The sequence below is a fragment of the Marinobacter sp. V34 genome, assembly GCF_055524115.1.
The window spans coordinates 1-24,620 of sequence record NZ_JBUPZY010000007.1; the positions used below are offsets into that span (position 1 = coordinate 1).

At 54.0% G+C, this 24,620-nt stretch carries 23 protein-coding genes; 6 read left to right on the top strand and 17 right to left on the bottom strand.

The window, feature by feature from the left end:
• Positions 1–999 precede the first annotated feature (999 nt).
• Positions 1,000–1,938 (bottom strand): LysR substrate-binding domain-containing protein, encoded by a 939-nt coding sequence (locus tag AC0B60_RS12460; protein WP_465086145.1) that lies wholly within the window; start codon positions 1,936–1,938, stop codon positions 1,000–1,002.
• A gap of 109 nt (positions 1,939–2,047) precedes the next feature.
• Between AC0B60_RS12460 and AC0B60_RS12465 the strand changes: the two genes are divergently transcribed.
• Positions 2,048–2,950 carry a PhzF family phenazine biosynthesis protein gene (locus tag AC0B60_RS12465; RefSeq protein WP_465086146.1) on the top strand — a complete coding sequence of 301 codons (903 nt, stop codon included), beginning with the start codon at positions 2,048–2,050 and terminating at the stop codon, positions 2,948–2,950.
• Here the strand turns inward: AC0B60_RS12465 and AC0B60_RS12470 are convergent, their stop codons facing one another.
• The 10 genes from AC0B60_RS12470 to cyoA all read right to left on the bottom strand — a co-directional run bounded on the left by AC0B60_RS12470 (position 2,951) and on the right by cyoA (position 12,779).
• On the bottom strand, positions 2,951–4,666 hold the full coding sequence (locus AC0B60_RS12470) for a protein adenylyltransferase SelO (protein ID WP_465086147.1): 1,716 nt from the start codon (positions 4,664–4,666) through the stop codon (positions 2,951–2,953).
• A gap of 165 nt (positions 4,667–4,831) precedes the next feature.
• Positions 4,832–5,560, bottom strand: a complete 729-nt coding sequence (locus AC0B60_RS12475) for a class I SAM-dependent methyltransferase (RefSeq protein WP_465086148.1) — start codon at positions 5,558–5,560, stop codon at positions 4,832–4,834.
• Between the two features lie 196 nt (positions 5,561–5,756).
• A complete protein-coding gene (locus AC0B60_RS12480) occupies positions 5,757–6,167 on the bottom strand; it encodes an ACT domain-containing protein (RefSeq protein ID WP_465086149.1) in 411 nt (136 codons plus the stop codon).
• Between the two features lie 24 nt (positions 6,168–6,191).
• Positions 6,192–6,728, bottom strand: a complete 537-nt coding sequence (locus AC0B60_RS12485; protein ID WP_465086150.1) for a response regulator transcription factor — start codon at positions 6,726–6,728, stop codon at positions 6,192–6,194.
• 40 nt (positions 6,729–6,768) lie between these two features.
• Positions 6,769–8,052 carry an ATP-binding protein gene (locus tag AC0B60_RS12490; protein WP_465086151.1) on the bottom strand — a complete coding sequence of 428 codons (1,284 nt, stop codon included), beginning with the start codon at positions 8,050–8,052 and terminating at the stop codon, positions 6,769–6,771.
• A 33-nt stretch (positions 8,053–8,085) separates the two neighbouring features.
• Complete coding sequence (locus AC0B60_RS12495; RefSeq protein WP_465086152.1) at positions 8,086–8,868, bottom strand: SURF1 family protein; 783 nt, start codon at positions 8,866–8,868, stop codon at positions 8,086–8,088.
• 5 nt (positions 8,869–8,873) lie between these two features.
• Complete coding sequence (cyoD, locus tag AC0B60_RS12500; RefSeq protein WP_465086153.1) at positions 8,874–9,215, bottom strand: cytochrome o ubiquinol oxidase subunit IV; 342 nt, start codon at positions 9,213–9,215, stop codon at positions 8,874–8,876.
• Positions 9,215–9,838, bottom strand: coding sequence for a cytochrome o ubiquinol oxidase subunit III (gene cyoC / locus AC0B60_RS12505; protein WP_465086154.1), 624 nt, complete (start codon positions 9,836–9,838; stop codon positions 9,215–9,217). Before cyoC ends, cyoD begins: the two co-directional genes overlap by 1 nt.
• A gap of 1 nt (position 9,839) precedes the next feature.
• Positions 9,840–11,813 (bottom strand): cytochrome o ubiquinol oxidase subunit I, encoded by a 1,974-nt coding sequence (gene cyoB, locus AC0B60_RS12510; protein WP_465086365.1) that lies wholly within the window; start codon positions 11,811–11,813, stop codon positions 9,840–9,842.
• A gap of 69 nt (positions 11,814–11,882) precedes the next feature.
• Positions 11,883–12,779, bottom strand: coding sequence for a ubiquinol oxidase subunit II (cyoA, locus tag AC0B60_RS12515; protein ID WP_465086155.1), 897 nt, complete (start codon positions 12,777–12,779; stop codon positions 11,883–11,885).
• Between the two features lie 146 nt (positions 12,780–12,925).
• Between cyoA and AC0B60_RS12520 the strand changes: the two genes are divergently transcribed.
• The gene (locus AC0B60_RS12520; protein ID WP_465086156.1) at positions 12,926–14,236 is read left to right on the top strand and encodes an MFS transporter; all 1,311 of its coding nucleotides are present in this window, start codon (positions 12,926–12,928) and stop codon (positions 14,234–14,236) included.
• A gap of 92 nt (positions 14,237–14,328) precedes the next feature.
• Here AC0B60_RS12520 and AC0B60_RS12525 read toward each other — a convergent pair whose 3' ends face one another.
• Positions 14,329–15,261, bottom strand: coding sequence for a LysR substrate-binding domain-containing protein (locus AC0B60_RS12525; protein ID WP_465086157.1), 933 nt, complete (start codon positions 15,259–15,261; stop codon positions 14,329–14,331).
• A 166-nt stretch (positions 15,262–15,427) separates the two neighbouring features.
• On the opposite strand from AC0B60_RS12525, the gene ycaC reads away from it, so the two are divergent.
• The 4 genes from ycaC to AC0B60_RS12545 all read left to right on the top strand — a co-directional run bounded on the left by ycaC (position 15,428) and on the right by AC0B60_RS12545 (position 18,417).
• On the top strand, positions 15,428–16,054 hold the full coding sequence (ycaC, locus tag AC0B60_RS12530; RefSeq protein ID WP_465086158.1) for an isochorismate family cysteine hydrolase YcaC: 627 nt from the start codon (positions 15,428–15,430) through the stop codon (positions 16,052–16,054).
• Positions 16,055–16,221: 167 nt separating this feature from the next.
• Positions 16,222–17,085, top strand: a complete 864-nt coding sequence (locus tag AC0B60_RS12535; protein ID WP_465086159.1) for a pirin family protein — start codon at positions 16,222–16,224, stop codon at positions 17,083–17,085.
• A gap of 78 nt (positions 17,086–17,163) precedes the next feature.
• Positions 17,164–17,748, top strand: a complete 585-nt coding sequence (locus AC0B60_RS12540) for an antibiotic biosynthesis monooxygenase (RefSeq protein WP_465086160.1) — start codon at positions 17,164–17,166, stop codon at positions 17,746–17,748.
• A gap of 99 nt (positions 17,749–17,847) precedes the next feature.
• Complete coding sequence (locus AC0B60_RS12545) at positions 17,848–18,417, top strand: NADPH-dependent FMN reductase (RefSeq protein WP_465086161.1); 570 nt, start codon at positions 17,848–17,850, stop codon at positions 18,415–18,417.
• A gap of 17 nt (positions 18,418–18,434) precedes the next feature.
• Here the strand turns inward: AC0B60_RS12545 and AC0B60_RS12550 are convergent, their stop codons facing one another.
• The 5 genes from AC0B60_RS12550 to pgi all read right to left on the bottom strand — a co-directional run bounded on the left by AC0B60_RS12550 (position 18,435) and on the right by pgi (position 24,619).
• A complete protein-coding gene (locus AC0B60_RS12550) occupies positions 18,435–19,424 on the bottom strand; it encodes an XdhC family protein (protein ID WP_465086162.1) in 990 nt (329 codons plus the stop codon).
• Between the two features lie 32 nt (positions 19,425–19,456).
• Positions 19,457–20,263, bottom strand: coding sequence for a substrate-binding periplasmic protein (locus AC0B60_RS12555; protein ID WP_465086163.1), 807 nt, complete (start codon positions 20,261–20,263; stop codon positions 19,457–19,459).
• Positions 20,264–20,543: 280 nt separating this feature from the next.
• The gene (locus AC0B60_RS12560) at positions 20,544–21,806 is read right to left on the bottom strand and encodes a maltoporin (RefSeq protein ID WP_465086164.1); all 1,263 of its coding nucleotides are present in this window, start codon (positions 21,804–21,806) and stop codon (positions 20,544–20,546) included.
• Between the two features lie 195 nt (positions 21,807–22,001).
• Positions 22,002–22,991 carry a carbohydrate kinase family protein gene (locus tag AC0B60_RS12565; protein ID WP_465086165.1) on the bottom strand — a complete coding sequence of 330 codons (990 nt, stop codon included), beginning with the start codon at positions 22,989–22,991 and terminating at the stop codon, positions 22,002–22,004.
• Positions 22,988–24,619, bottom strand: coding sequence for a glucose-6-phosphate isomerase (gene pgi, locus AC0B60_RS12570; protein ID WP_465086166.1), 1,632 nt, complete (start codon positions 24,617–24,619; stop codon positions 22,988–22,990). The genes AC0B60_RS12565 and pgi overlap by 4 nt, the downstream gene beginning before the upstream one ends.
• Position 24,620: the final 1 nt, after the last annotated feature.

The window sequence follows — 24,620 nt, forward strand, 5'->3', positions numbered from 1 at the left end:
CGGAGGCACCCGAAACTGGGATGTCACCGGACCGGTAGCGCTAAACCCTGGCAAGTTGCAGGAAGTTGAGCGCAATAAACTGGCCGCTTAAACGCGGTCATTTGGACAACTGGGTTGAAAATCGCCGACCTCACGTTTTCGTCAGGAGCCTGAAACGCAAAAGCGGTGGGGGTAAACAGCGTTGTTACAAGAAGGGAGGTTAGGAAGAACCGCATGTCCATATTCTCATTCCATTCAATTTTTACTCACCCTATCGAATTAAAAAGAGTTAACTCAAACTCGATCGGCCGGGGCGAAGCAGAATTGCAAACCCAGTCTCATCTTGTTCGGGCAGCAATTGACTTTTGCTAATCAACTAAAAGTCACCGTTAGTGCAAACTTTCCGACTGAGTGAGCGGGATTCTTTCAACCCATATTGGTGCCACTTGCTTCCGGACGATCTTTTAAACAGTCGCGAAGCGTCTGTTGATCCGACTTCGGAGCTCCGCGATCAGCGGGGATCCTATACCGGCCGGAGGTCGGAAGCGCGACGGATACAGGGCCTGTCCCGCAACGCGGGATGAGTGAACAGCGAACCCGGATTAGCCCGCCCCACAGGGCGCGCCAAGGGCTTAGGCTTACTAAATAAAGTCTTGCTTAGCTTGTTTGCTGGTCGTAGGAGTCAAGTGATTTTCAGGGAGTATTAGAAACTAGGTCGAGTGCCGTGATCCGGCGGCTGAAACCGATGAAGATTAGATCGGGGTGGGAGCAAATTTGGAATGAAATACGTGCAGCGCGAACGCTCGCTTTTGTTTAATTGCGTCCCCTGCTAACAAGGCTTGTTGTTTGCCTCCAATCTTTCCGCTCCAGCGAGACTATTCCTAACTCCGAGTCGGACGACGAATTTAGCAATTTGTGTGGAAAAAGGAATGAGCGCCCTATTCTCGAGTTTGCTTTAAGTTTGTTTAGCACTTTGTGTGGATTGTGTTGGGTAAACTACTGATATTTCGTTGCAGAAATTTAGTATTTTTTGTGGTCGTCCATCTTTCTGTCGTTATTTAAGCTATTCGCAGATGCCTCTCCTGTAATCCAGGAAACAAAGGCGCGAACCTTATCGGTGCGGAATTTTGCCCCGGGTGCAACCAGGTAATACTGGTATTCCGCCGGTACCGAAATATCGATTGGGCACTGAAGCACCTCTGATCTAAGAAGATCCTCCACCAGGCTATATCTCACCAATGCAATTCCTCTGCCGGCGAGCACTGCTTCAATGAGCGTCGCTCCTTCTGTTACTCGAAGCATTATTGAACTGTCTGGAATTTCTATACCGAGTTCTTCCTGGAACGCCTTCCACGAGCTTTCCATATCGATAGATTCGTCGATAAGCCAAGGCAGCCCAGCAAGAATTTCCGGTGTGACAGATTCGATATTCATAAGTCTCCCATGACACACTGGTAAAAGCTTTTCTTTAAGCAATGGCCGGCACTCCAGACCAGGATAATCGCCATTACCAAAACGGATGGCGAGATCAACACCATCACCTTGAAAATCCACCAGTTGCAGGTTTGGCTGCAGGCTTAACTTGATCTCCGGATACTTTTCCTGGAAGGAGTCGATTCTGGGTACGAGCCAGCGACTGGCAAAGGATGGCATGGTTGCCACCGTGAGGCGGCCCGGATCAGAGTTCGGTGCAAACAGCGCAATGCCTCTTTCGAGCTCTTGAAAGCCTGTCTCAACATAGCCTGAAAGCGCCCTGCCTTCCTTCGTCAGTTTCACCTCACGCGTCAAACGAACAAAGAGTTTCAATCCTAGAAAATCCTCCAAGCCACGAATATGGGTACTCACGGCCGCTTGCGAAATGTTAAGAGCTTCCGCAGCTGCCTTAAAACTCAGTTCTCTGGCGGCGTACCGAAATGCCTGTAACGCTCTTAGCGGTGGGAGTTTCTGCACTGTCCGCACTCTTTCATAGTTAATGTGTACTTAAGTATAGAGTAACTTTATTCGTTTGTTACCCGGATCGCCGATTGAAAGAATGGATTCATTCTTGAAAAACTGAAGGAATGTTAATATGAAAATTGAAGTTCCAATCGTAAGTGCCTTTGTTGACGGTGATTCCGGTGGAAACCCAGCGGGTGTTGTCTTGAACGCAGAGCGATTCAGTGCTGACGAGAAACAGCAGATTGCAGCAGCTGTTGGCTTGTCCGAGACAGCTTTTGTTTCTCCGTCAGATTCAGCGGATATAAAACTGGAATTCTTTACGCCAACCCAGCAGATCGCTCATTGTGGGCACGCGACGATCGCAACGTTCAGCTATCTGCGGCAAAGCGGCCTACTGACAAACGACCAATTATCGAAAGAGACGATTGACGGGTGTAGGTCAATCAACATGGAAGGTGACTTCGCCTATAAGGAGCAAAGAGCTCCTCATTATGAGCCACTCACTGAGTCTGATCTTCAATCGACCCTTCAGGCACTAGGTGTTACCCCATCAGATCTGATTGAGGATGCCGAACCGGCCATCGTGAACACAGGTAATAGCTTTGTCTTGGTCGGTATTCGCGAAGCCGAAACGATCAAAGGTCTTCAGCCAGACTTTGCTTTGATCGAGGAACTGAGTGAGGCTCTCAATCTAATCGGGTTTTATGTTTTTTCCTTTGATGGTGTTGGTCATGGACGAGATGCCGGAACTCGAATGTTCGCACCCCGATACGGGATACGAGAAGAGTCTGCAACCGGCATGGCGGCAGGCCCACTTGCCTGTTTCCTTCGTGAGCGCTGTGCCATCGGCAACCAAGAATTCAGCATTGAGCAGGGTCGCTGGATGTCACCGCCCTCTCCTGCCGTAATCACTGTGCGACTGGACATCGACACCGCTGGTAGGGTCGAAAGCCTTTACGCCGGCGGTCGAGGTGCCATCAAGGAGATAAAGGAAATCGTCCTCTATCGCGCAGGCTCCGGTGATGTTGGATAATCACGACGAGCAGCTATAGTGTGACGATCCACCAACCCCAAAGAGCTCCGGCGGCTTCAGCCTGTAATATTTCTCTTCCACGTCTTTCGATTGCTCGGCGTATGGCTGCGTCATGACTTCCTGAAGCTCATGCAGCAGCGAGTAGCTCCCTTCAGCTGCTTGCTGAAACGCAGGCACAACGAGCCAATCCCGCAGACTGTATTTTGGATTAACGCGCTTCATCTGACGAGAAAGCTCTTCACGAGAGCAAGGTTCAATGAGCGCTTTCCATTTTGTGAGCCACTCTGACCAGAGTTTGTCCATCCCTTCGGGGTCTGCATTATACGTCGAGCCTCTGTAGAAGCTCTTCTTGAGTGGACCAATGTCGTCGGGCACCGTTGAGAGTTCGCGAAAGAAAATCGTGTAATCAACAGGGGTTTTGGCCATCAAGGATAGGAGTTCGCTCACCAAAGCCCCATTAAAAGTGGCAAGTCCAAGTTTGGAAGCCCACATCTTCTCCAGTTGCGCTCGCATCACTTTTGGAAAGTCATGTTGAATTCCGTCGAGTTGCTGCAGATAGTCGGGATTTTCAGTCAGCAATGGCCGTAGCGCTGAACAAAACATCTGAAAATTTCTCTCGGCTGCCGCGGGTTGATTAAGAAACGCGAAGTGATTTCCGCCACCCGTCCATGGCTGGTACTGCGGGTCAAAAGCGTCACAGAATCCGAATGGACCATAGTCGAGTGTGAACCCGCCGGCCGCACAGTTGTCACTATTAAAGTTACCCTGGCAGTAGCCGACGCGTATCCAGTCAGCCACAAGGGATGTGAACCGACTGAGGTACTCGCGTGCAAGCAACACCACTTTTTCGGATGTGGCCAACCTCTGGTCGATCACGTCACCATACTCACGATCAATCAGGTGCAAGACGATCTTCTCAAGCTCTTCCATCGCCTGCGGGTGTTCCTGTTTGCGTGCACGACGACTAAAAAGCTCGAGTTGCCCTACCCGAATGAACGACGGTGCAACACGCGTAGAGATGGCTACTGGCTCGGATACAAGCACATCCGGATCTATTAAGCGCGAGCCCTCCGAATACCAGGGCCGCCTGACTTTCTCGGTTTTCGATACGTAAAGACTCAGGGACCGTGACGTGGGCACACCGAGCGCGTGCATGTGCTCCTGTGCCAGGAACTCCCGGACACTGGACCGCAGAACTGCTCGGCCATCCGCGCCGCGGCAATAGGGTGTGCGCCCTCCCCCTTTCAGCTGCATTTCCCAGCGCTGGCCGTTGATGACGGCCTCAAGCACCGACATAGCGCGACCGTCACCGTATCCATTGCCGGTTTGAAACGGGCATTGCTGGTAGAACTCGGTGCCGTAGATAGAAAGAGCGTAACCACACGCCCACCCGACTTTGCGCATTGGCTCCGGAACCCGCGATAAGTCGCCGGAGAACATGCGGAGGAAGTCGTCTGACTGCGCCATACTGTCGGCGAAACCCAATTCGCGAAACAGGCTTTCCCCGTGTGCGACGTATTCGGGGTTTTCAATTGGCGTGGGTTTGACTGGAACATAGTGGCCCGAGAAGACCTGTCGCGGCGCGTGGTCGGCTCCGTTTGCATGCCCCTCAGGGTCGCAGTTGAGAGTTTCGATGAACGAATAGTCTGCCAACGTTGCGAGATCGTCGAGGGTCGCGACAGTTGTGGGTGTTTCCCGGTGACGTCGCTTTAGCATAGGGGCTCCTAATGCGTTGGTTCGATTATGGGCAACAGTGCTCTCCCCATATACCATAACAGACGTCTAATTACAGATTCAGGGAGTACATTGAACTGTTATCGCCAGGTCTGCTGGAATTGGACAGCGAGAACCTCACAATTCATATTCGGCGTTTGAATGGTCTTATCGTTGCGCAGAAACCAACACCATCATGGGACGCTCCCTCTCTTCGGCCAGCGTTGGGTTTGCGTCGATCTGTTCCGCAGTTGGCCCCCATTCATTGACATGTCGAATAGAAAAACCAGCAGCCATCAGCGCGTTCAATGTGGTGCCTAAGGTCCGGTGGTATTTTACTACCCCGTCAGCCAGCCAGTTGCTGACGCGCTTACCTTCATTTTGATAGTTGTTGACCGCCCACGACCGCTGACCTTCATCATCGGTAAGCCAGCCCTGACGTACCGGACAGGTGTAGATTGGGTGCTCGGTCGAGAAGACCAACCAGCCGCCAGGTTGCAGCGCCTGATAGACAGCGGCAAATAACGGAGCGAGGTCGGGCAGGTAATGCAGAGCCAACTGGCTGTATACCAAATCGATTGCTTGGCTCGGCAGTGCGAGCTGTCCAAGATCACCTCGTTGGTAGATGATGCTTTTGTCATCGGTGAGTTCCCGTGCCCGTGCCAGCATTTTTTCAGATAAGTCGACACCAAGTACCTCTTCAGCTCCTGCCTCTCGCGCATGGCGGCAGAACCAACCGTACCCACAACCGAGATCAATGACCCGTTTCCCGGGCAGATCCGGGAGCATGGCCTGAATAGACGTCCACTCGGGGGCGGCCTCCAATCCGAACTGAGAGCGTGGCAGTTGGGCATAACCGTCGAAAAAGGCTTGGTTGTCGTAGATGTTTTGAGACATGTTGAACTCCGAAAATGATCTAGATCGCTTCAAAAATGAAACAAAAAAAACGAGCAAGGGGAAGCCCTGCTCGCTCTATGAAACCGCCTGAAGGCAGCTTAAACGAAAAGGGCCTTGGATGAATCATCATCCAAGGCCCTGAACAATCGCCACACAAATAGTTTCGTGAACTCCCCCCCCCCTCTCCGTCCTGCCGTTAGTCGTTGGGTTGGTTGGCAAGCTCCTTCAATGCTTCCATAGCCTCGTCGGTTCGATCGCTGGGCACGAACATGTGATCGTGATAAAAGCCGGCGATGACATTGGTGGTAATCCCACGTTCTGCCAGCAAGCTCGTTACAACGGATGTGAGCCCCAGGGCTTCCAGGCTGGAGTGGCCTTTCAGCGTGATACGCCGGAAGACTCTGTAGTAGTCCAGGCCCTCGGCTTTGGCCTGCTCCAGAGGGATGACCAGTGTAAGACCTTCCAGCTCGGCAATACTCACAATGGGTTTGAGCTTTTCCAGCTCGCCATACTTTGCGTGAGCCACAGTGCAATAGACGTAGGTAGTCGAGTCAAGCGTTGGTGAGAGCTGCTTGATCAAATCCTGCAGAAACTGTGTTCGCTTCATTTTATTGTTCCCTATGGTCGAAGGTTATTTGACCGGTCTCTTTTCCAGTTTACGGGCCAGAGTGCGTCGATGCATACCGAGCCGGCGAGCGGTTTCGGAGATGTTGAAATCCGTTTCCGCCAGCACCTGGTGGATCTTCTCCCATTCCATCGTCTTGATGGAGGTGGCGCGGTTGGTCACTTTCAGGCTGGTACTGCCCGCCACGTGTTCAAAGGCCGCTTCTATATCATCGGTGTCTGAGGGTTTGGCCAGATAGTGACAGGCACCGAGCTTGACCGCTTCGACCGCAGTATTGATACTGGCAAAGCCTGTCAGCACCACAATCAACATCTCAGAGTCGTGTTTGTGGAGCAACTGCACACACTCCAGCCCTGACGAGCTTCCCTTTAGCTTCAAATCGACTACCGCATACCCAGGTGAGCAGGTCTCCAATAGCGCAGCCGCCTCGTCATGGGTTGAGGCAACTACAACCTGATAATCCCGTCGCCTGAAGGAGCGAGTCAAAGTACGGGCAAGTGCCTCGTCATCCTCTATGATCAACAGCAAACGCGTTGCCGACATCTGTATTCCGTCCTTTCTGAAAAGTCCTGCATCGGGTCTTTTATGGCGAGGCTATTGCCACCAGTGGCAGCGTCAGCGTAACACTGGCGCCGCCTTCGGGCCTATTATACGCCGTCACTGTGCCGCCTAGTCTGCGAGCGACGTTAACGCTGAGGAAAAGTCCCAGGCCACCGCCGGGCCTACCCTTACTCGATTGGTAGGGTTTGCCGAATTCGGACAGCATCGCTGACGGGAAGCCCGGCCCCTGGTCCGAAACCTCCAACTGCAACAACTCCGCATCCCGCCGGGCGTCCACCCTGACCCACTCTGGAGATGCTTCCAGAGCATTATCCAATACGTTCCATATCATCTGTTTCAGGGCGGTATCGAAAATAACTGAACAGTTCTGGGTGATACGATTGTGATAGTGGAACGTCTCAATTGATCGTATCTCCTGCCACTCGTCCATCAGGTCCCGTAAAAAGTCATCAAGAGTGGTTTTTGCGGATGACTCGCCGCGGGTTTCGCCTGCGGATAGTAGAATTCCGCTGACGATGCTTTTACAACGCTGCAGTTGGGCCTGCATTTCCGCGATTTCGTCCTGCATCTCGGTTTGTCCGGCCAGCTCCGGCATTCGTCGCCAGTCACCGAGAATAACCGAAAGAGTCGCCAGCGGGGTGCCCAGCTCGTGTGCGGCTCCCGAGGCCAATAACCCCATCCTGACTATATGTTCTTCTTCAACAGCCCGCTGTTTCAAGTCTGCCAACTGTGCGTCACCGGAACGAAGGTTGCCGATGATGCGCGTAATAACGTAGGCCAGCAGAATGGCGTTCAGAGTAAAGCTGATCAGCAGGCCTTCAAGGTAAGGCCCCGAAAACATAACGGGGCCGCTGGTCGGAGGTGCCAGTGGCACGTAGTAGAACGCCATTACGGCAAGGCTGGTGCTGGTCAGTCCAACGATGATCCATGTTGCCCATACTTCCAGCAGCACTGCGCTAAGAATAACCTGCAGCAAGAACAAAAAAGCGAATGGGTTGGTGACGCCGCCGCTCAGATACAACAGCGCGGTCAAGCCGGTGACATCCACCAACAAGGCCAGGAACAGGGCCCTGTTGGTAACCGAGTGCCGCCACCGCGAACGCCAGGAGCTGACGACATTAAACAAAGCCAGCAGAGCAATGACCAGAAGCATTGGAGTCAGTGGCAGCCGGTAACCAAAATACAGGCTGACTACGCCAATGGTGGTTATCTGCCCTACTACGGCGATCCAGCGCAGTTGAATCAGCAACTGCATGTTTTTGTGGCGACCGGCGATGCTGATCGCCCGATGCCATTGTGCTATCAAGTTGGCCCCTCTCAGGTTCGGATTAGGTTGATCTCAGGCGTGTTGATGGTGCCTGCGCACCAGCAGCTCTTCGCGGGCAAACCAGAACGCGCCAGCCGCGACCATCAGGGCCAGTGTAAACCAGGTAAGAGCGTATTGCAGATGGTGATTGTAGAATGAAACCACCGTGAGACCGCCAACGGGTTCACGATAGACTTGTTTCAGGGAGTGAGGTGCCCGTGGCTTTCCTTGGGCGTCTGCGTCGATAAAGTAGGGTGCAACCCGGGCGGGAGGCAATTCTCTGGCGTTGGCAATCGCCTGTACGTCACGGGAATACCATCGGCTGTTGGCCGGATCATTGTCCCTCAACACGCCACCCCCGGGCTGGCTGAGCCTCAGCAGGCCGGTCACGGTAACCGGCTGGTTTTCCGACTGCCCTGCGGTATTATCGTCGGTCAGCTCCGTCACGAAACCCCGATTGATCATCACCAGGTTACCATCGGCCTGCAGCAACGGCGTCATCAGCCAGAAGCCCTGTCCCAGTTCGGTCGACGTCTGTACCGGGGTGGTCTTTTTGTATAGAAGCCGCCCCGTTACCTGCACATGCCGATAGGCATGGTCCTGCGCATTGATTGCGGGCCAGGCATTCGGGCCGGGAACAGACGATGCAGGCGCTTCAACCCGCTGGGTGACTCGCTCAATGAGCTTCTGCTTCCAGTCCAGCCGTTGCACCTGCCAGACGCCCAACGTCATAAACCCGCTAAAGGCCAGGAATGCAATCAGCGCCCAGACAACCACAAAGGTTATTGAACGAGGCTGCCGTGTGGTGTCTTCCATCAGGATCAGGCACCGGACATCATGCCGGGCATCATGTTGATATTCAGGTTGTACATAACCCAGATGGAGCCTGCCAGGGCAATAAACACCAATATCAGCGTGAAAATCAGCGCCAGCAGGTTCCAGCCGCCCTCTGACTTCGGGCTCATGTGGAGAAAGTAAATCATGTGCACGAAAATCTGCACCGCTGCAAAGGCCAGTATGATCAATGCGGTAAGGCCCGCGCTTTCAATAACGTTGGCCATAACCAGCCAGAACGGGATTGCCGTCAGGATCACCGAAAGCACAAAGCCCGTCATGTAGCTCTTGAGGCTGCCGTGGTCGGCATGCGCGTTATGCTCACTCATTACAGAACTCCCATCAGATAGACGAAGGTGAAGACGCCGATCCAGACCACATCGAGAAAGTGCCAGAACATCGAGAGGCACATCAGGCGTCGGCCGTTCTCTGTCGTAAGGCCATAACGCTTGACCTGAACCATGAGAACAATCAACCAGAGGATGCCGAAGCTAACGTGCAGGCCATGGGTTCCCACCAGTGAGAAAAACGCGGTCAGGAAACCGCTGCGCTGAGGCCCGTACCCCTCGTGAATGAGGTGCGCAAACTCATAGAGTTCCAGGCCGATAAAGGCCGCGCCAAGCAGGCCGGTGATCGCCAGCCAGAAGAGCGTGCCTTTGACCCGCTTGAGCTGCATCTGCAGCATCGCAAAGCCGTAAGTGATGGACGAAATCAGCAAAAAGCCGGTGTTCACAGCGACCAGGGGCAGATCGAAGATATCGGCCCCGGTCGGGCCGCCTGCATAGCTGTTGCCCAGCACGGCATAGGTCGCAAACAGGCCCGCAAACAGCAGGCAGTCACTCATAAGATAGAGCCAGAAGCCCAGCAGCGTGCCTGACTCGGGATGGTGTTCTCGCACGTAGAAGTTCGAACTTGGCAGCATCGAATTGGCATCGGTCGCGTTCGTTGTCATATCAGGCGTACCTATCCAGTAGTTGTGACCGTTCCTCTTCAGTCCGGGTAACGTCTTCGGCCGGAATATGGTAATCACGGTTGTAATTGAAGGTGTGAATGATAACGCCAGCTATCAAAGCGACAAACGAGACCCCTACTAGTGGCCACATGTGCCAAACCAGCCCGAAACCGCACACGGCGCTGAGCATGGCCAGTACGAAGCCGGACGCCGTGTTTTTCGGCATATGGATGGGCAGGAAACCGTCTCGAGGGCGCTCAAACCCGTGCTTCTTCATGTCAGTCCAGGCATCGTTGTCATAGACAACCGGGGTAAACGCAAAATTGTACTGTGGGGGTGGTGATGACGTTGACCACTCCAGTGTGCGGCCGTTCCAGATATCGCCGGTCAAATCCCGGAGCTGGTCGCGGCGGCGATAGCTGACCACAAACTGGATAATCGAAGCGATGATGCCGCCAAAGATAAGCAAAGCGCCAACGGCCGCAATGACAAACCAGATCTGCAGCGAGGGATCATCAAAGTGGTTCATTCGCCGGGTGACCCCCATCAGGCCCAGCACGTAGAGCGGCATGAACGCCGCGTAAAAGCCCACATTCCAGAGCCAAAACGACCACTTACCCCAGTATTCATCCAGCTTGTAGCCGAACGCTTTCGGATACCAGTAGTTAATCGCAGCGAACATACCGAACAGCACGCCACCAATGATGACGTTATGGAAGTGGGCAACCAGGAACAGGCTGTTATGGAGGACAAAGTCGGCCGGTGGCACCGCCAGAAGAACACCGGTCATACCGCCGATGGTGAAGGTCACCATGAACGATACTGTCCACATCATTGGCAGTTCGAAGCGAATGCGGCCGCGGTACATGGTGAACAGCCAGTTAAACAGCTTGGCACCGGTGGGTATGGAAATGATCATCGTGGTAATCCCGAAGAAGGAATTCACACTGGCACCTGCCCCCATGGTGAAGAAATGGTGTAACCACACCAGATAAGACAACAAAGTGATGACAATGGTGGCGTAAACCATGGACGTATAGCCGAACAGGCGTTTGCCACTGAACGTAGCCACTACTTCAGAAAATACGCCAAAGGCAGGCAGAATCAGGATGTAGACCTCCGGATGGCCCCAGATCCAGATCAGGTTGACATACATCATCATGTTGCCGCCCATATCGTTGGTAAAGAAATGGGTGCCCAACATCCGGTCCATGGACAGCATGGCCAGCACCACGGTCAGGATCGGAAAAGCGGCAACAATAAGAATGTTTGTGCACAGCGCTGTCCAGGTAAAGATGGGCATTTTCATCAGCGTCATGCCCGGCGCACGATTCTTGATGATCGTCACAGTGAAATTGATCCCCGATAAAAGGGTTCCTACCCCGGCGATCTGTAACGACCATATGTAGTAATCGACCCCGACACCGGGGCTGCCCTCTATGCCGGAGAGCGGTGGAAAGGCCAGCCAGCCGGTTTTGCCATACTCGCCGATAAACAGCGAAACCATGGTCAGGCCTGCGCCGGCGGCGGTCATCCAGAAACTGAAGTTGTTCAGGAACGGAAAGGCGACATCCCGAGTGCCCAGTTGCAGCGGCACGACGTAGTTCATAATGCCGACAATTAATGGCATGGCAACGAAGAAGATCATGATCACGCCGTGAACCGTAAACAGCTGGTCGTAATGCTCAGGCGGCAGGTAGCCTTCAGAGCCACCGAAGGCCATGGCCTGCTGCAGGCGCATCATCATGGCATCGCTGAATCCCCTCAAGAGCATAACGAAGGCCAGGATGATATACATGATGCCAATTTTCTTGTGATCGATACTGGTAATCCAATCACGCCACAAAGGGCCCCAGAACTTTTTGTAGGTAACGAAACCTGCCAACGCCAGGCCAGCCAGTGCGGCGACGATAAAGGTCACGACCAGAATGGGCTCGTGATAAGGGATCGACTCCAATGAAAGCCGACCGAAGATCAAACTTGTCAGATCTGTTTTATCCTGCATTCTCAGTCTCTTGAATCAGTTGGGGTGATCAGGGGTTGATCAGGGAGTGATCATCTGGTCCATGCACATTTTCCCCTCGACAACGCACCGGTTCAGGATCGCGTGGTAGAGATCCGGTGCCACCGTGCTGTAGTAGCTGACCGGTTCGGCGGAGCTGGGTTTAGCCAGCTGCAGATATTCCGGTCGGTCCAGGGTGCTGCCTTGTTGTTTTACCTCATCTACCCAAGCCTGAAATTCGTCGTCCGACACGCCGTGGTACTTGAAACGCATATCTGAGAATCCGGCACCGCTGTAGTTGGCTGAAAAGCCTTCGTAGACACCTGGCTCATTAATGACCGCGTTCAGAGTGGTTTGCATGCCGCCCATGGAGTAGATCTGGCCCGCCAACGCTGGAATGTAAAACGAGTTCATAGTGAACGAAGACGTGATGTGAAAACGGATGGGTACATCCACGGGCGTTACCAGCTCGTTGATTGACGCCACACCCTGCTCGGGATAGATGAACAGCCACTTCCAGTCGAGCGATACCACCTGAATCAATAATGGTTCATGGTCCGCTTCCAGCGGCTGATCGGCGTCAATCCGGTCGAGTGGTCGATAGGGATCCAGCTTGTGGGTGCTGATCCAGGTAACCAAACCCAGCGCGATGATGATCAGTAGCGGCACGCCCCAGATCACCAGTTCAAGCTTGGTGGAATGGTCCCACTCAGGGTCATAGGCCGCGGTTTCGTTGTTCTTCCGATAGCGCCAGGCGAAGAAAAACGTCAGGAAGATCACTGGCACAATCACGATAAGCATCAGCAGCGTAGAGACGATGATCAGGTCGGCCTGCTGAGCGGCAATGTCCCCCGAAGGATTCATTACGACCATGTCACACCCACCGAGCGAGGCCAGCGGAAGAAGTGTTAATCCGTGTCGAACTCGTGGCAAAAACATGCTAGAAAATCCGTTGTCGAGATTTGGGATTGCCTATTATGGAGACTGGAAATCTTGATCGCGATTGGACATGTTGTCCAGTACCTTATTCGCTGAAATCGTCTTACACTGACGCCTGATACGTTCTGTTTTGAGGCTCGACGACCATGACGACTACTCACAGCCAGGCCCGGCCTGCCGATACAACAGGTCATCAGGCACCGATCACACCCGGTGAAATTGCCGTGGGTGTAGCCATCGGTCGGGCCTCAGAGTATTTCGACTTCTTCGTATACGCCATCGCGTCAGTGCTGGTGTTCCCTGCTTTGTTCTTCCCATTTGAGACCCAACTGGTTGGCACCCTGTATTCTTTCGTGATTTTTTCACTGGCGTTCGTTGCCCGGCCATTTGGCACCGTTATTTTTATGAGATTGCAGGAACGATTCGGGCGCGAAGCCAAGTTGACGGTAGCATTGTTTGCTCTCGGCACCACCACCGCCGGCATTGCGTTTTTGCCTACTTATGACGACATCGGTTTCTACGCCATCGTGTTGTTAGCGCTGTTCCGGCTGGGCCAGGGCGTGGCTCTCGGGGGCTCGTGGGACGGGCTGTCTTCGTTGCTGGCACTGAATGCCCCTCCCAACAGAAAGGGATGGTACGCAATGATCGGCCAATTGGGCACTCCAGTCGGCTTCATTGTTGCGGCGAGTTTGTTTGCCTATATGGTGTCCAGCGTTTCGGAAAAGGATTTCTTTGAGTGGGCGTGGCGGTATCCGTTTTTTGTAGCCTTCGCCATCAACGTGGTTGCCCTGTTTGCCCGCCTGAGGCTGGTCGCCACTGACGACTACGCCCAGCTGCTTGATGAAAGAGAGTTGCAGCCATCCAGAGTGGGAAAACTGATAAGCCATCAGGGTCGGGTCGTGCTGATCGGAGCCCTGGCAACACTGGCCAGCTATGCGTTATTCCACCTGATCACCGTTTTCCCGCTGTCTTGGCTGAGCCTCTATTCCGACAGGACCATCGCAGACATTCTAGTCATCGAGATCATTGGTGCGGGCTTTGCAATCGCAGGCGTTATTCTTTCAGGTGTGCTGGCTGACCTTATTGGTCGGCGCACCATGCTCGGCTGCCTTGCAGCGCTGATTGCTGTTTTCAGCCTGTTCATACCGGCCCTACTGGGAGGCGGCGAACTGGGCGAGAACCTGTTTATCATTATCGGCTTTGTTCTGCTTGGACTGTCCTATGGCCAGGCTTCCGGAGCGGTCACAGCCAACTTCGAGGCGCGTTTCCGATACACCGGCGCTGCGCTGACATCGGACATGTCGTGGTTGCTCGGTGCGGCATTTGCACCACTGGTTGCGTTGGGCCTTTCGGCGCAGTTCGGAGTGACCTCGGTGACGCTGTACCTACTCTCCGGTGCCGTATGTACGCTGGCTGTTCTCGGGCTTAATAAGGCGACCTACTCACGGGACAGATAACCGAAGAAAGGCAACGTCAGATTCACAACAGCCTGGCGCTTGGGTTTGCTCCGCAAGCCTCATGAATACCTGAGAATTATCGTTAGACGGATTTAGCGCTTTCTATGGTCGTCATCCGGCAACCTGAAATCGACCTCCTCAAGTGAGTCCGCCAGGAAGTCCAGAAATACTCGCACTGCCGGGAGCAGCCCTCGGCGCGAGGGAAACACGGCGTGGAAGATACCACCGCGAGGTCGCCAGTCCGGTAAAATGCTGACGAGGTTCCCGGCAATCAGATCCTGCCCACCGACGATGAGCGGCATTTTCACCACACCTAAACCACCCACAGCGGCCTTAAGCAACGTAAAGACATCGTCGGTAACGAGGCGTGGCTGGTGATGGATTTTTACGGACGCACCAGCTGGCCCATCCAGGCACCACACATGTTGCCCATCCCATTGTTCAAAATCGATACTGGGAAGTTTCAATAAGTCATCGGGTGTTATTGGTTTTGGGTACTGCGAAACAACCTCCGGCGCTGCCATCAAGCACTGGGGGCTTTTGGATAACACCTTCATCGTTAAGTCACTGTCTTCGAGCGGCGGGTATCTCACTCGCAAGGCGACATCGAATCCTTCCCTGACGACGTCGACCCGCCGGCTCGTGGCCTCCATCTCAACGTTTACTTTCGGGTACTGCTGCATAAACCGGACAATTAGCGGGGCCACCAGAAAGTAGATGATCCCCGGCGGGCAGCTCACACGGATGGACCCCACCGGCTCGGAATGGGAATGATCGATGACTTCCTGCGCGGCCTCCGCCTCAATCAGCATTGCCACGCAGTGACGATAATACTCTTTCCCCAACTCCGTGACGGTAAAGACGCGGGGCGAACGATTGATCAGCCGGGTATCAAGTCGGCTCTCGAGCTCAGAAACTCGACGGCTCAGCTTGGATTTGGGTAATCCAAGCGCCCTGCCCGCCGGCGCAAATCCGCCGTGCTCCACCACTTTAACGAAGTAAAAAAGATCGTTCAGATCCTGCATATCCACTCGTCCTATATATAGAACCCTGAGTATAAGAATTAGTGCCTACTCAGGCCACCCCACCTGCACTATCGTTAAATCTATTCCCTTCTTCTCAGGTCATAACGGGGAGAATGGGTAACGACGACGGTGCTATGCGCCGTTCCCACCGAGAAAGGAGAAGGTTATGAGCAAACCCTATGTTCGACTCGACAAAAACGACGCTGCGGTACTGATGGTGGATCACCAGACCGGCCTGCTCTCCCTGGTCCGTGATATCGACCCGGACAAGTTCAAGAATAATGTGTTGGCTATGGGTGACCTGGCCCAATACTTTGGGCTTCCGACGATTCTGACAACCAGCTTTGAGACCGGTCCCAACGGGCCATTGGTTCCGGAACTGAAAGAGCAATTTCCCAATGCCCCCTATATTGCACGCCCGGGACAAATTAACGCCTGGGACAATGAGGATTTTGTAAAGGCCGTAAAGGATACCGGTAAAAAGCAACTGATCATCGCTGGGGTTGTGACCGAGGTGTGTGTCGCCTTTCCGGCGCTCTCTGCTCTGGCAGAAGGCTATGACGTGTTCGTGGTAACTGACGCGTCTGGTACGTTCAACGAACTGACCCGACACTCCGCCTGGGACCGGATGTCACAGGCCGGTGCTCAGCTGATGACCTGGTTTGGGCTGGCTTGTGAGCTGCACCGTGATTGGCGCAACGACATTGAGGGGCTGGGAGCTCTATTCTCCAATCACATCCCCGACTACCGTAACCTGATTACCAGCTACAACACATTGCCTGAAAAGCAGTAACTCAAAGGCGGGGTACTCGTCTTTTCCGTGAGTATCTCGCCGAAAATATCGTTGCATCAATAGAACGCTAAGTAGGCATATTGCTATCTATTCGACACCCGTGCGTTGTTTTATCGTCACGTTGACGCAGTAATAACATCGGGTCGATAGACCCATAGGAGGCCAATGTGAAAAAGATTCTGACAACGTACGGTCCCCCTCGTGGTCATTGGGTGGGTGATGGCTTTCCGGTTCGTTCGCTGTTTTCCTATGATCGGATGGGCGCATCCAATATATCGCCGTTTCTGCTCCTGGATTACGCGGGGCCTTCGGAATTCCCCCCGGCTCAACGCCCACGGGGGGTTGGCCAACATCCTCATCGAGGCTTTGAGACCGTTACAGTGGTCTACAGCGGTGAACTGGAACACCGGGATACCTCGGGTGCAGGTGGACTCATTGGTGAGGGAGATGTCCAGTGGATGACCGCTGGCGCAGGTATCGTGCATGAGGAGTTCCATTCACAGCAATTCACAGAGCAAGGCGGTTTGCTGGACATGGTGCAGCTCTGGGTCAACCTGCCGGCATCGGCGAAGGACACACCAGCGGCTTACCAGACGTTGCTCAATAAGGATATCCCTCGTGTGTCCCTGGAAGGTGGTGGTGGAGCGCTGCGTGTCATTGCTGGCGAGTATCTTGGACATAAGGGACCTGCCAGTACGTTCACGCCAATCAACGTGTGGGATCTTAGGCTGGAGCCTGGTGCCCGTGTGAATTTGCCGGTACCCGAAGGCTACACCACCTTGGTGGCGGTGCTGAACGGTTCGGTGCAAATCAATGAGACAGATATTCTGCGTGACGCTGAGCTCGCAAGCCTGGACCGCGAGGGACAAGAGATTGTGCTCGAGTCCAACAATGACGCTCGGTTGCTCGTGTTGAGTGGCGAGCCCATTGATGAGCCAGTCGTGGGTTATGGACCCTTTGTGATGAATACAGAGGGGGAAATCAAACAGGCCATGCTCGACTTTCAATCAGGAAAATTCGGTGCTCTCTAGCGTAGGCAAAGAGCAGGCACTGCTTCTGGGGGCAGACAGGACGTCGCCCCCAAACAATCATGGATTGGGAAGCACACTATGAACGAACAAGAGGCAGAGGCCGCCCCAAGCATCCACTATGACTCTGGTCGATCCATCATAATCCGGCACACCGTGAAACCCGGCCACCGCGACCGCTATGAAACCTGGCTCAGGCAAATCATTGCCGCCGCTGCTCAGTTTTCCGGGCACCAAGGCGTTCATGTGGTACGACCGCCCGAAGGGCATGACACCTTTGAAATCGCGGTGCGCTTTTCCCACTCAGACGAAGCCGACACTTGGCTGAACTCTGATGTTCGGCGGGAGCTGGTATCCGACATCGTTCCGGCGCTGGCGTCCGATGAACACGTGGAGATTCGGACTGGCATCGATTACTGGTTCACCCCACCCACGTCAAAAGCCAAACAGCCCACTCGCTGGAAGCAATGGCTCATTACAACAGCGGTTATTTGGCCACTCACTCTGATCGTACCAGTCGTTTTCCAGCCAATTTTTGATCAACTTCCAGTGCTGGCGTTATGGGGTGTGCGACATGGTTTGGTGGCAGCTGCTATCGTCGCACTGGTGGTCTATCTGATCATGCCTCGAGTGGTTCGACTCGTTGCAAACTGGCTATTTCGTTAGCCGACGGAGTACGGAGGTGAGTGGGGGTTAAAGCCCGGAGAGGACAGCTCCTTCGCGTGAGTTTCGACACCAGATAACATGACACTGAGGGAATTGACTATGGCACTGAAACTTCAAACAATCATCTGCAGCACCCGCCCCGGAAGGGTTGGGCCATCGATCGCTAAATGGTTCAACGAGTTCGCCAATGCCGACGGGCGATTTGAGTCTGAGCTCATCGACTTGGCCGACTTCCAGCTGCCTGTCTACAACGAACCAAACCATCCGCGTCTACAGAAATATGAACATGATCATACCAAGGCGTGGTCAAAAAGCGTCGATGCAGCTGATGCGTACGTCTACGTTATTCCCGAGTACAACTATTGCCCCCCTCCCTCCTTTACAAACGCGCTGGATTACGTATACACCGAGTGGAACTACAAGCCATGCGGGTTTGTGAGCTACGGTGGCGTATCCGGAGGCCTGCGCTCGGCGCAACTCGCAAAACAGCTGGTAACAACATTGAAGATGATGCCGATGATGGAGGGCGTGATGGTTCAGATGCCCTGGAATCTTGTGGATGACAATAAGACGTTCAAGGCAAGTGAGCACCACGAAGGTTCCGGGACGGCGATGCTCGAGGAGTTGGAGAAATGGGCTCGGGCATTACAGTCGATCCGTAAGGCGTGAAAGGCTAGCCACCTAACTCATAAATCTCTGATTTCACAACCCCGTCTGACCCGAACAATGTCTGCCATAATGGCCAGCGCAATTTCCGACGGGGTTTTGCTGCCAAGGTTGAGACCAATCGGCATGTGAATCCGTTCGATCTCCGCTGGTGACAATCCGCCCGTCCGGAAAAGGCGTTCGGATCGGGCCTCGGAGGTACGAACAGACCCCATCACGCCAATGTAGCTTGCCGAGGTTTTTACAGCGGCCATCATGGCGAGGTCATCGATGCGGGGGTCGTGGGTTGCGGCGACTACAGCGGTGGAGGGTGTACAAGCACCGGGCGAAGCAATATACAGCGATGGCAACTGGGGCAGGAACTCGACGCCCGGTGGCATATTGATGCCATTAGTGACCTCTTCCCGCGGATCACACAGCACTACCTGATATCCAAGGCTCAAAGCAAACTGTGCACAGGCTTCAGATACCGTTGAATAGCCGGCGAGAATAAGCTTCGCAACGGGGCCGACATGAACCGTAACCGTCTCTTGGGTTTCATTCCACAGCACTCGCGGCCCTGTTGGCTCAGCATCAGACAGCCAACGCATTGCGTTCGTCAATCTGATATGTCGAGCGAGTTCCCTTTTGCCCGACAGGGCCTCCCGAACCTGCTCCAGGTGATCCTGGTTTTGGGGGGTGGCGACCATTCGTTCCACAAGTACGTCGAGAATACCGCCGCAAGGCAAGCGAATACGGGGGCTTCCAAGGCTGTTGCCGGGGGCGCCATAACGGACAATAACGGCAGGTTGTTCATACTCTCCTGCCGCAACGCGCTCGAGAAAGTCTTCCTCAACACAACCACCCGAGAGCGAGCCCACATGATTCCCATCAGAGGTGGCTACCATCATTGAGCCCGGCTCCCTGGGCGATGAGCCGAAGGTGGACAACACCGTGCACAACCAAATCGCCTGGCCAGCCCCTAGCCATTCGATTGCGTGCTCCACTACCCGACAGTCCAGGCTCTGCATGTTACCTACTCAACTGATTGCCAACTGGAACATTAAAATGGATCGACGTATTGACCGGAAAAAAACGACTCTGCATAACCGGTGTGCTTCTTGAACAGCGCGTCTCTGAATCCCTGCCCTTTTGAATCGAGGACACGGTCAATGTCATCGCGCAGGCTGGCAAGTTCATTACGAAAACCGGCAACACTGACCGCGGAACCTAGTGTTGGTTCCAAAATGCGAAGCGCCAGATCATGATTCTGGATTAGATTGGCACTCCAGAAGTTGTCCTCGATGAACACATCGGCCCGCCCGAATTCGAGCATGCGGAAAGGCACCATTCCCTCACCATCAGCGGAGTAGGTGATCTCGGTAATATCCTGATGGGTCTCTGCCCAGCGCATGATATTGTCAGGGTAAACATACCCGCTGATTACCAGCACGCTAAGGTCATCCAGCTTCTCAAGCGTCACCGGCTCCTCAATGGAGATGCTCTCAGGTACGATCGCAGCCAATGTCCAGTGAGCGAATACTGTTTGTGAGTGCAGAAGATAATTGCGCCCTTCCGTCAAAGGCATGGCAACGTCTGACGCGCCTGACCGAACCTCCGATACGCAGCGTTTGAATGGCAATTCCTCGTAGGTAGCGATCAGCCCCAGATCATTGAGCGCCGCATTCATCAGTTCCACAGCGATGCCGCGCATCTCTCCCTGATGATCCTTAAAGATGTAGGGGTCCCAGGGTTCATAACAGATTTTTATCGTCGATGGTGACGCAGCCGCGTGACTGATGGTTCCGAAGAACACCAACAACACAGCGACAACCCTGTAAAGAACGACAACTGATACTGCAGGCTGCATGAGAGGCGCCCCACTGCGTTTTTGGTTCGGGAACTGCAGGCGTCATTGCCTTTATACTCTGATAAGTATAGACAATTGTGACAGATACCGACCGAAAGTTAACGCTCGCCATCCCGATGGATACATGAGCTTGTGGGCCGGTACCTGTAGGAGAGGGCCCAGCAAGTATTCATCCTGTCGCGGGTGAGTGGATCTTAACGCAAGGTGGGTTACTGGAAATAATGCGGACCAGCAGGAGCTGGCCCGCGTTCGCCAACGATGGTGTTGCGCTAGTGTGTACCTACCACCAGACTTCCGCTTGGGCGCCAAAGGTTAGCCCATTGCTGTCATCCGGTCCGATTGACTCGCTGGCAGCGTTGTAATTGTCGCTCCAGTTTGCGTAGGTAGCGAATAGTCGCAACTGTGGTCGTGCGAAGAAGGAGTCGCCAGGTGACCATTGTTGGGCAATGGTTATTTTCTGCAGGTCTGAGTCCTCTGCTCCGGAAAGTTCCGGGGAAACCCGGTCAACACCCAGTTCCACCGCCGTACTCATCAACGGGCTCCAGTAATAGGTGGGACGAACCCCCAATGACGTCCATTTACTACCCTGGTTATTATCCAGACTGGTGTCCTCATAAATACCCACATAGAACAGATCCATATCGCTACCCAGTGGGATCAAACCGTGGTCAATGACGCGAACCATGGAGCCTTGATTTACGGCGCTGCTGTTGCTCCGGCCGCCGCTGGCAACCAGAGAGTCCTTGGCGTATTGCAGGGTCAGCTTGTTGTAACCGCCAAGAAAGTTGGTCTGGTGATGTTCGGCGGTAAGCATGTAGCCGTCCTGGTCATCAACGCCGGCGTCCTCCTGCTCATCGTTCAAGTTTGCGCTACCATAATCAACGCCCAGTTCCAGCGTGCCGCCTGGGTTGATCGGAAGGCCGGTCCAACGCACATCAACGATGTCGTTGGTGACCGGGTCCTCATTCGGTAAATCGGCACCGTTACCGGTTTCGTCGTTGGCGGAACGGGTCCAGGCGACATGCAGAAGCCCGGTCCCTACATCGATGTCCTCAAGTCCTGCGCCGGGCCCGGATACATCCCAATAGAAAAAATCGTTGATGTGAACATCGTGTCGCTGGTAAAAGCGCTTGCCGATCCACAGTGTTGACCCAGGGAGTGACTTGATGACGTTAGTGCCTCTTACGTTGAATTGGCGCACCGCAATCGTTGCATCCTCGTCGTTCACTGTTTCGAAGTCGTTTTCCTGAGGTGTGATGTACGCGATCATCGAGTCCACATAAAAGCTTGTCTCTCCCTCCTTGAACACTTCGGAGCCCAACTGGATTTCCGCATACGTTTCGCACTCGTTGCCCAGCCGGTACTTGGATACGCCTGGAGCGGAAAAGCATGCCTGGTCACCACCACCTACTGTGGCGCCAATACCCGAACGGAAGTAACCGTGGAAATCAATTGCAAATGAGGTGGTTGAAATCATCGTGCCCGCAATAGCGGCAGCAAGTTGATTCCGGTTGAGAAAAGGAAGTTTGATGATTGTTTTCATGTTCGTTATATACCTTTGTTTTTGTTGGGTTTGAGTTTGATCTTGTTTTTTTCGGGGCGAACGTAGCCGGCCCCGACCCGGCTTTGGTGCCTTTAGTCAAAGGTCCTGTAATGAATATTTCTCGGAATGGTTCGGATTCAGGACAACAGGTCGCGCTGATGGATAGAACTGCCGAGAGCTGTGTCGGGCATACCCCTATCCGGGTAGGTAAGCCGAAACTTCCTCCAGGCCTGGCAAAGAGGTGAAGGCTCCTTCATGAGTCACCGCATGCGCACCACAGGCACTGGCAAAGGTCAGTATGTCTTCAAGTTGCTCGGGGGCTTCGCCCAACACCTTAAGACTGGCAGCCGTTATATTCAGGTCCGACAGCCGATAGAGCAGCCCACCAACGAACGCATCGCCGGCGGCTGTGCTATCAACCATCTGCACGTTTCGTGGCTCGATCGAGCCGTAATGGGATGGGGTAAAGTAACGCAATGGTTTTTCGCCATCCGTAACCAACACCAAAGAAGCGCCCGCGTTCAAAATTTTCTGTAACACCTCAGATTCGTTCTGGTGTCGACACAGGAACGCCAGTTCTTCAGCGGATAGCTTTACCAGATCCGCCTTCTCCACACAGGCCCATACCGCAGCAAATGGATCTACGCCCTTGGGCCAGAGATTATGTCTGAGATTCATATCAAAGCTGACCAGCCATCCGGCTGCCCTCGCCTTTTCCAATCCCGCCTGGGTTGTTTCCAGAATACCTGCCTCAGTCAGCGTGTTAGAGCAGAAATGGAATATGCCGCGGTCGTCGAACCATTCCGGCTGGAACTCATCTGGGGTGAATAGCAAGTCAGCCGATGGTCCCCGGTAGAACTCAAAGCTTCGCTCACCTGTTTTATCGAGGGACACAAAGGCCAAGGCGGTTTTCGCCTCACTGGTTTGCAGCAGGTAGTCTGTTCGCACGTGCATGTCTTCCAGAGACTTAACAAGAAAATCACCAAACATGTCATCGCCGACTTTGCCGGCGAAATAGCTGTCTCCGCCGAGCTTACCGATTGCAGCGGCTACGTTGGCGGGGGCTCCGCCCGGAAACTTTGTGAAGCGTTCGTTTACCGAATCAGAGTTTTCAGACTGGTCTTCACCCACCCTGCTTGAGAGCATGTCCACCAGGGCTTCACCGAACGAAATAACCTTGATCATCGACTGCTCCCCTCTTCCACCGCTAGGTCCAAACTTGCTGTACCCGTGTGCAGGTGCTGTTTGACGATCTCCATCAACCCCTGGGTAGATGGATCGTACCTGTCGCTCTGCTGTTCAATATCACGGCTAATATCGTTGGCCAGCCGCTTGCCCAGCTGTACGCCCCACTGGTCGAAGGAGTTGATGTTCCATATAGCACCCTGCACGAAAACCTTGTGTTCGTAGAGCGCAATCAAGGCGCCCAGGTTTCTGGGGCTCAGTTCGTCCAGCAACAGCACGTTGCTGGGGCGATTGCCGGGGCAACTGGCGTATTTGTCGTTCTGACGGTCGCCATTCATAAAGGCATTGGCCTGAGCCAGCATGTTAGTTAGCAAGGCGAAATGATGATCTTTTGTCTCGTCATCCGGTTTCAGCGTTGCGATAAAGTCGATGGGCACGAAGCGTGTTCCCTGATGCAGCAACTGAAAGAACGCATGCTGACCGTTGGAGCCGGTTTGCCCCCACACAATGGGACCGGTGGCATGGCTGACCGAGTTGCCGTCGATGTCCACTGACTTACCGTTGCTTTCCATATCCAGTTGCTGGAGAAATGCCGGTAATTGGTGCAGAGCCTGATCGTAAGGAATAATCGCCTGGGTTTCCGCACTCAGGAAATTGATGTTCCAGATGCCGACAAGCGCCAGTACGACCGGCATATTGGCCTCAATTGGGGCCTCCCGGAAGTGCTGGTCCATGGCGAAAGCGCCGTCAAGCAGCTCGATAAACGCATCGAACCCGATACTCAAGGCAATGGGCAAACCAATGCTGGACCAGAGCGAGTAGCGACCACCCACCCAATCCCAGAATTCGAAGATGCTGTCCTCGCGGATGCCAAATCCCGTTGCTGCTTTGATGTTGGTGGACACTGCAACAAAATGCTGGCCCATGTCGGCTGCGGTGCTTTGCGTCTGCGCCTGGAACCATCGCTTGGCACTGTTCGCATTCAACAGGGTTTCCTGGGTGGAGAACGTCTTGGTCGACACAACGAACAACGTGGTTTCCGGGTCCAGGCCTTTCAGCACCTTCTTGAGGTGGCGGCCGTCGACGTTAGAAATGAAGTGGACGTTCATTTCCTGATGCTGGTAATCAAGCAAAGCGCGACACACCATGCTGGGCCCAAGGTCGGAACCCCCGATGCCGATATTTACAACATCGTGAATGCGCTTGCCGGTGTAGCCCAGCCATTGTCCATTCCTGACCTGCTCGGTGAAGGCCCTGAGTTTTTCCAGGCTGGCCCGAACCTCTGGCATGACGTCCTGGCCATTCACGACAATCGGTGCCTCACCCAGGTTGCGCAAGGCGGTATGCAGAACCGGCCGCTGTTCGGTGACGTTAATGGTTTCCCCGGAAAACATCTGTTCCCGGCGCGACTCCAACGGCGACTGTTTGGCCATCTCGAACAGCGCATCCATCACCTGCGGCGATACCTTGTTCTTGGAATAGTCCAGAAACAGCTCGCCTAACCGGAGGCTCATCTTATCGAAACGGTCCGGATCCGCTTTGAAATAATCCGCGATCCGGTCGTTCCGAGTCTCGTTGGCAAGTTGTTCCAGCATGCTCCAGGACTCGGATTTGCCCAGTGCATTCATA

Coding starts and splice junctions, on each gene's coding strand:
- AC0B60_RS12465 (WP_465086146.1), top strand. CDS start 2,048: ATGAAAATTGAAGTTCCAATCGTAAGTGCCTTTGTTGACGGTGATTCC.
- AC0B60_RS12470 (WP_465086147.1), bottom strand. CDS start 4,666: ATGCTAAAGCGACGTCACCGGGAAACACCCACAACTGTCGCGACCCTC.
- AC0B60_RS12475 (WP_465086148.1), bottom strand. CDS start 5,560: ATGTCTCAAAACATCTACGACAACCAAGCCTTTTTCGACGGTTATGCC.
- AC0B60_RS12480 (WP_465086149.1), bottom strand. CDS start 6,167: ATGAAGCGAACACAGTTTCTGCAGGATTTGATCAAGCAGCTCTCACCA.
- AC0B60_RS12485 (WP_465086150.1), bottom strand. CDS start 6,728: ATGTCGGCAACGCGTTTGCTGTTGATCATAGAGGATGACGAGGCACTT.
- AC0B60_RS12495 (WP_465086152.1), bottom strand. CDS start 8,868: ATGGAAGACACCACACGGCAGCCTCGTTCAATAACCTTTGTGGTTGTC.
- cyoD (WP_465086153.1), bottom strand. CDS start 9,215: ATGAGTGAGCATAACGCGCATGCCGACCACGGCAGCCTCAAGAGCTAC.
- cyoC (WP_465086154.1), bottom strand. CDS start 9,838: ATGACAACGAACGCGACCGATGCCAATTCGATGCTGCCAAGTTCGAAC.
- cyoA (WP_465086155.1), bottom strand. CDS start 12,779: ATGTTTTTGCCACGAGTTCGACACGGATTAACACTTCTTCCGCTGGCC.
- AC0B60_RS12520 (WP_465086156.1), top strand. CDS start 12,926: ATGACGACTACTCACAGCCAGGCCCGGCCTGCCGATACAACAGGTCAT.
- AC0B60_RS12525 (WP_465086157.1), bottom strand. CDS start 15,261: ATGCAGGATCTGAACGATCTTTTTTACTTCGTTAAAGTGGTGGAGCAC.
- ycaC (WP_465086158.1), top strand. CDS start 15,428: ATGAGCAAACCCTATGTTCGACTCGACAAAAACGACGCTGCGGTACTG.
- AC0B60_RS12540 (WP_465086160.1), top strand. CDS start 17,164: ATGAACGAACAAGAGGCAGAGGCCGCCCCAAGCATCCACTATGACTCT.
- AC0B60_RS12545 (WP_465086161.1), top strand. CDS start 17,848: ATGGCACTGAAACTTCAAACAATCATCTGCAGCACCCGCCCCGGAAGG.
- AC0B60_RS12550 (WP_465086162.1), bottom strand. CDS start 19,424: ATGCAGAGCCTGGACTGTCGGGTAGTGGAGCACGCAATCGAATGGCTA.
- AC0B60_RS12555 (WP_465086163.1), bottom strand. CDS start 20,263: ATGCAGCCTGCAGTATCAGTTGTCGTTCTTTACAGGGTTGTCGCTGTG.
- AC0B60_RS12560 (WP_465086164.1), bottom strand. CDS start 21,806: ATGAAAACAATCATCAAACTTCCTTTTCTCAACCGGAATCAACTTGCT.
- AC0B60_RS12565 (WP_465086165.1), bottom strand. CDS start 22,991: ATGATCAAGGTTATTTCGTTCGGTGAAGCCCTGGTGGACATGCTCTCA.
- pgi (WP_465086166.1), bottom strand. CDS start 24,619: ATGAATGCACTGGGCAAATCCGAGTCCTGGAGCATGCTGGAACAACTT.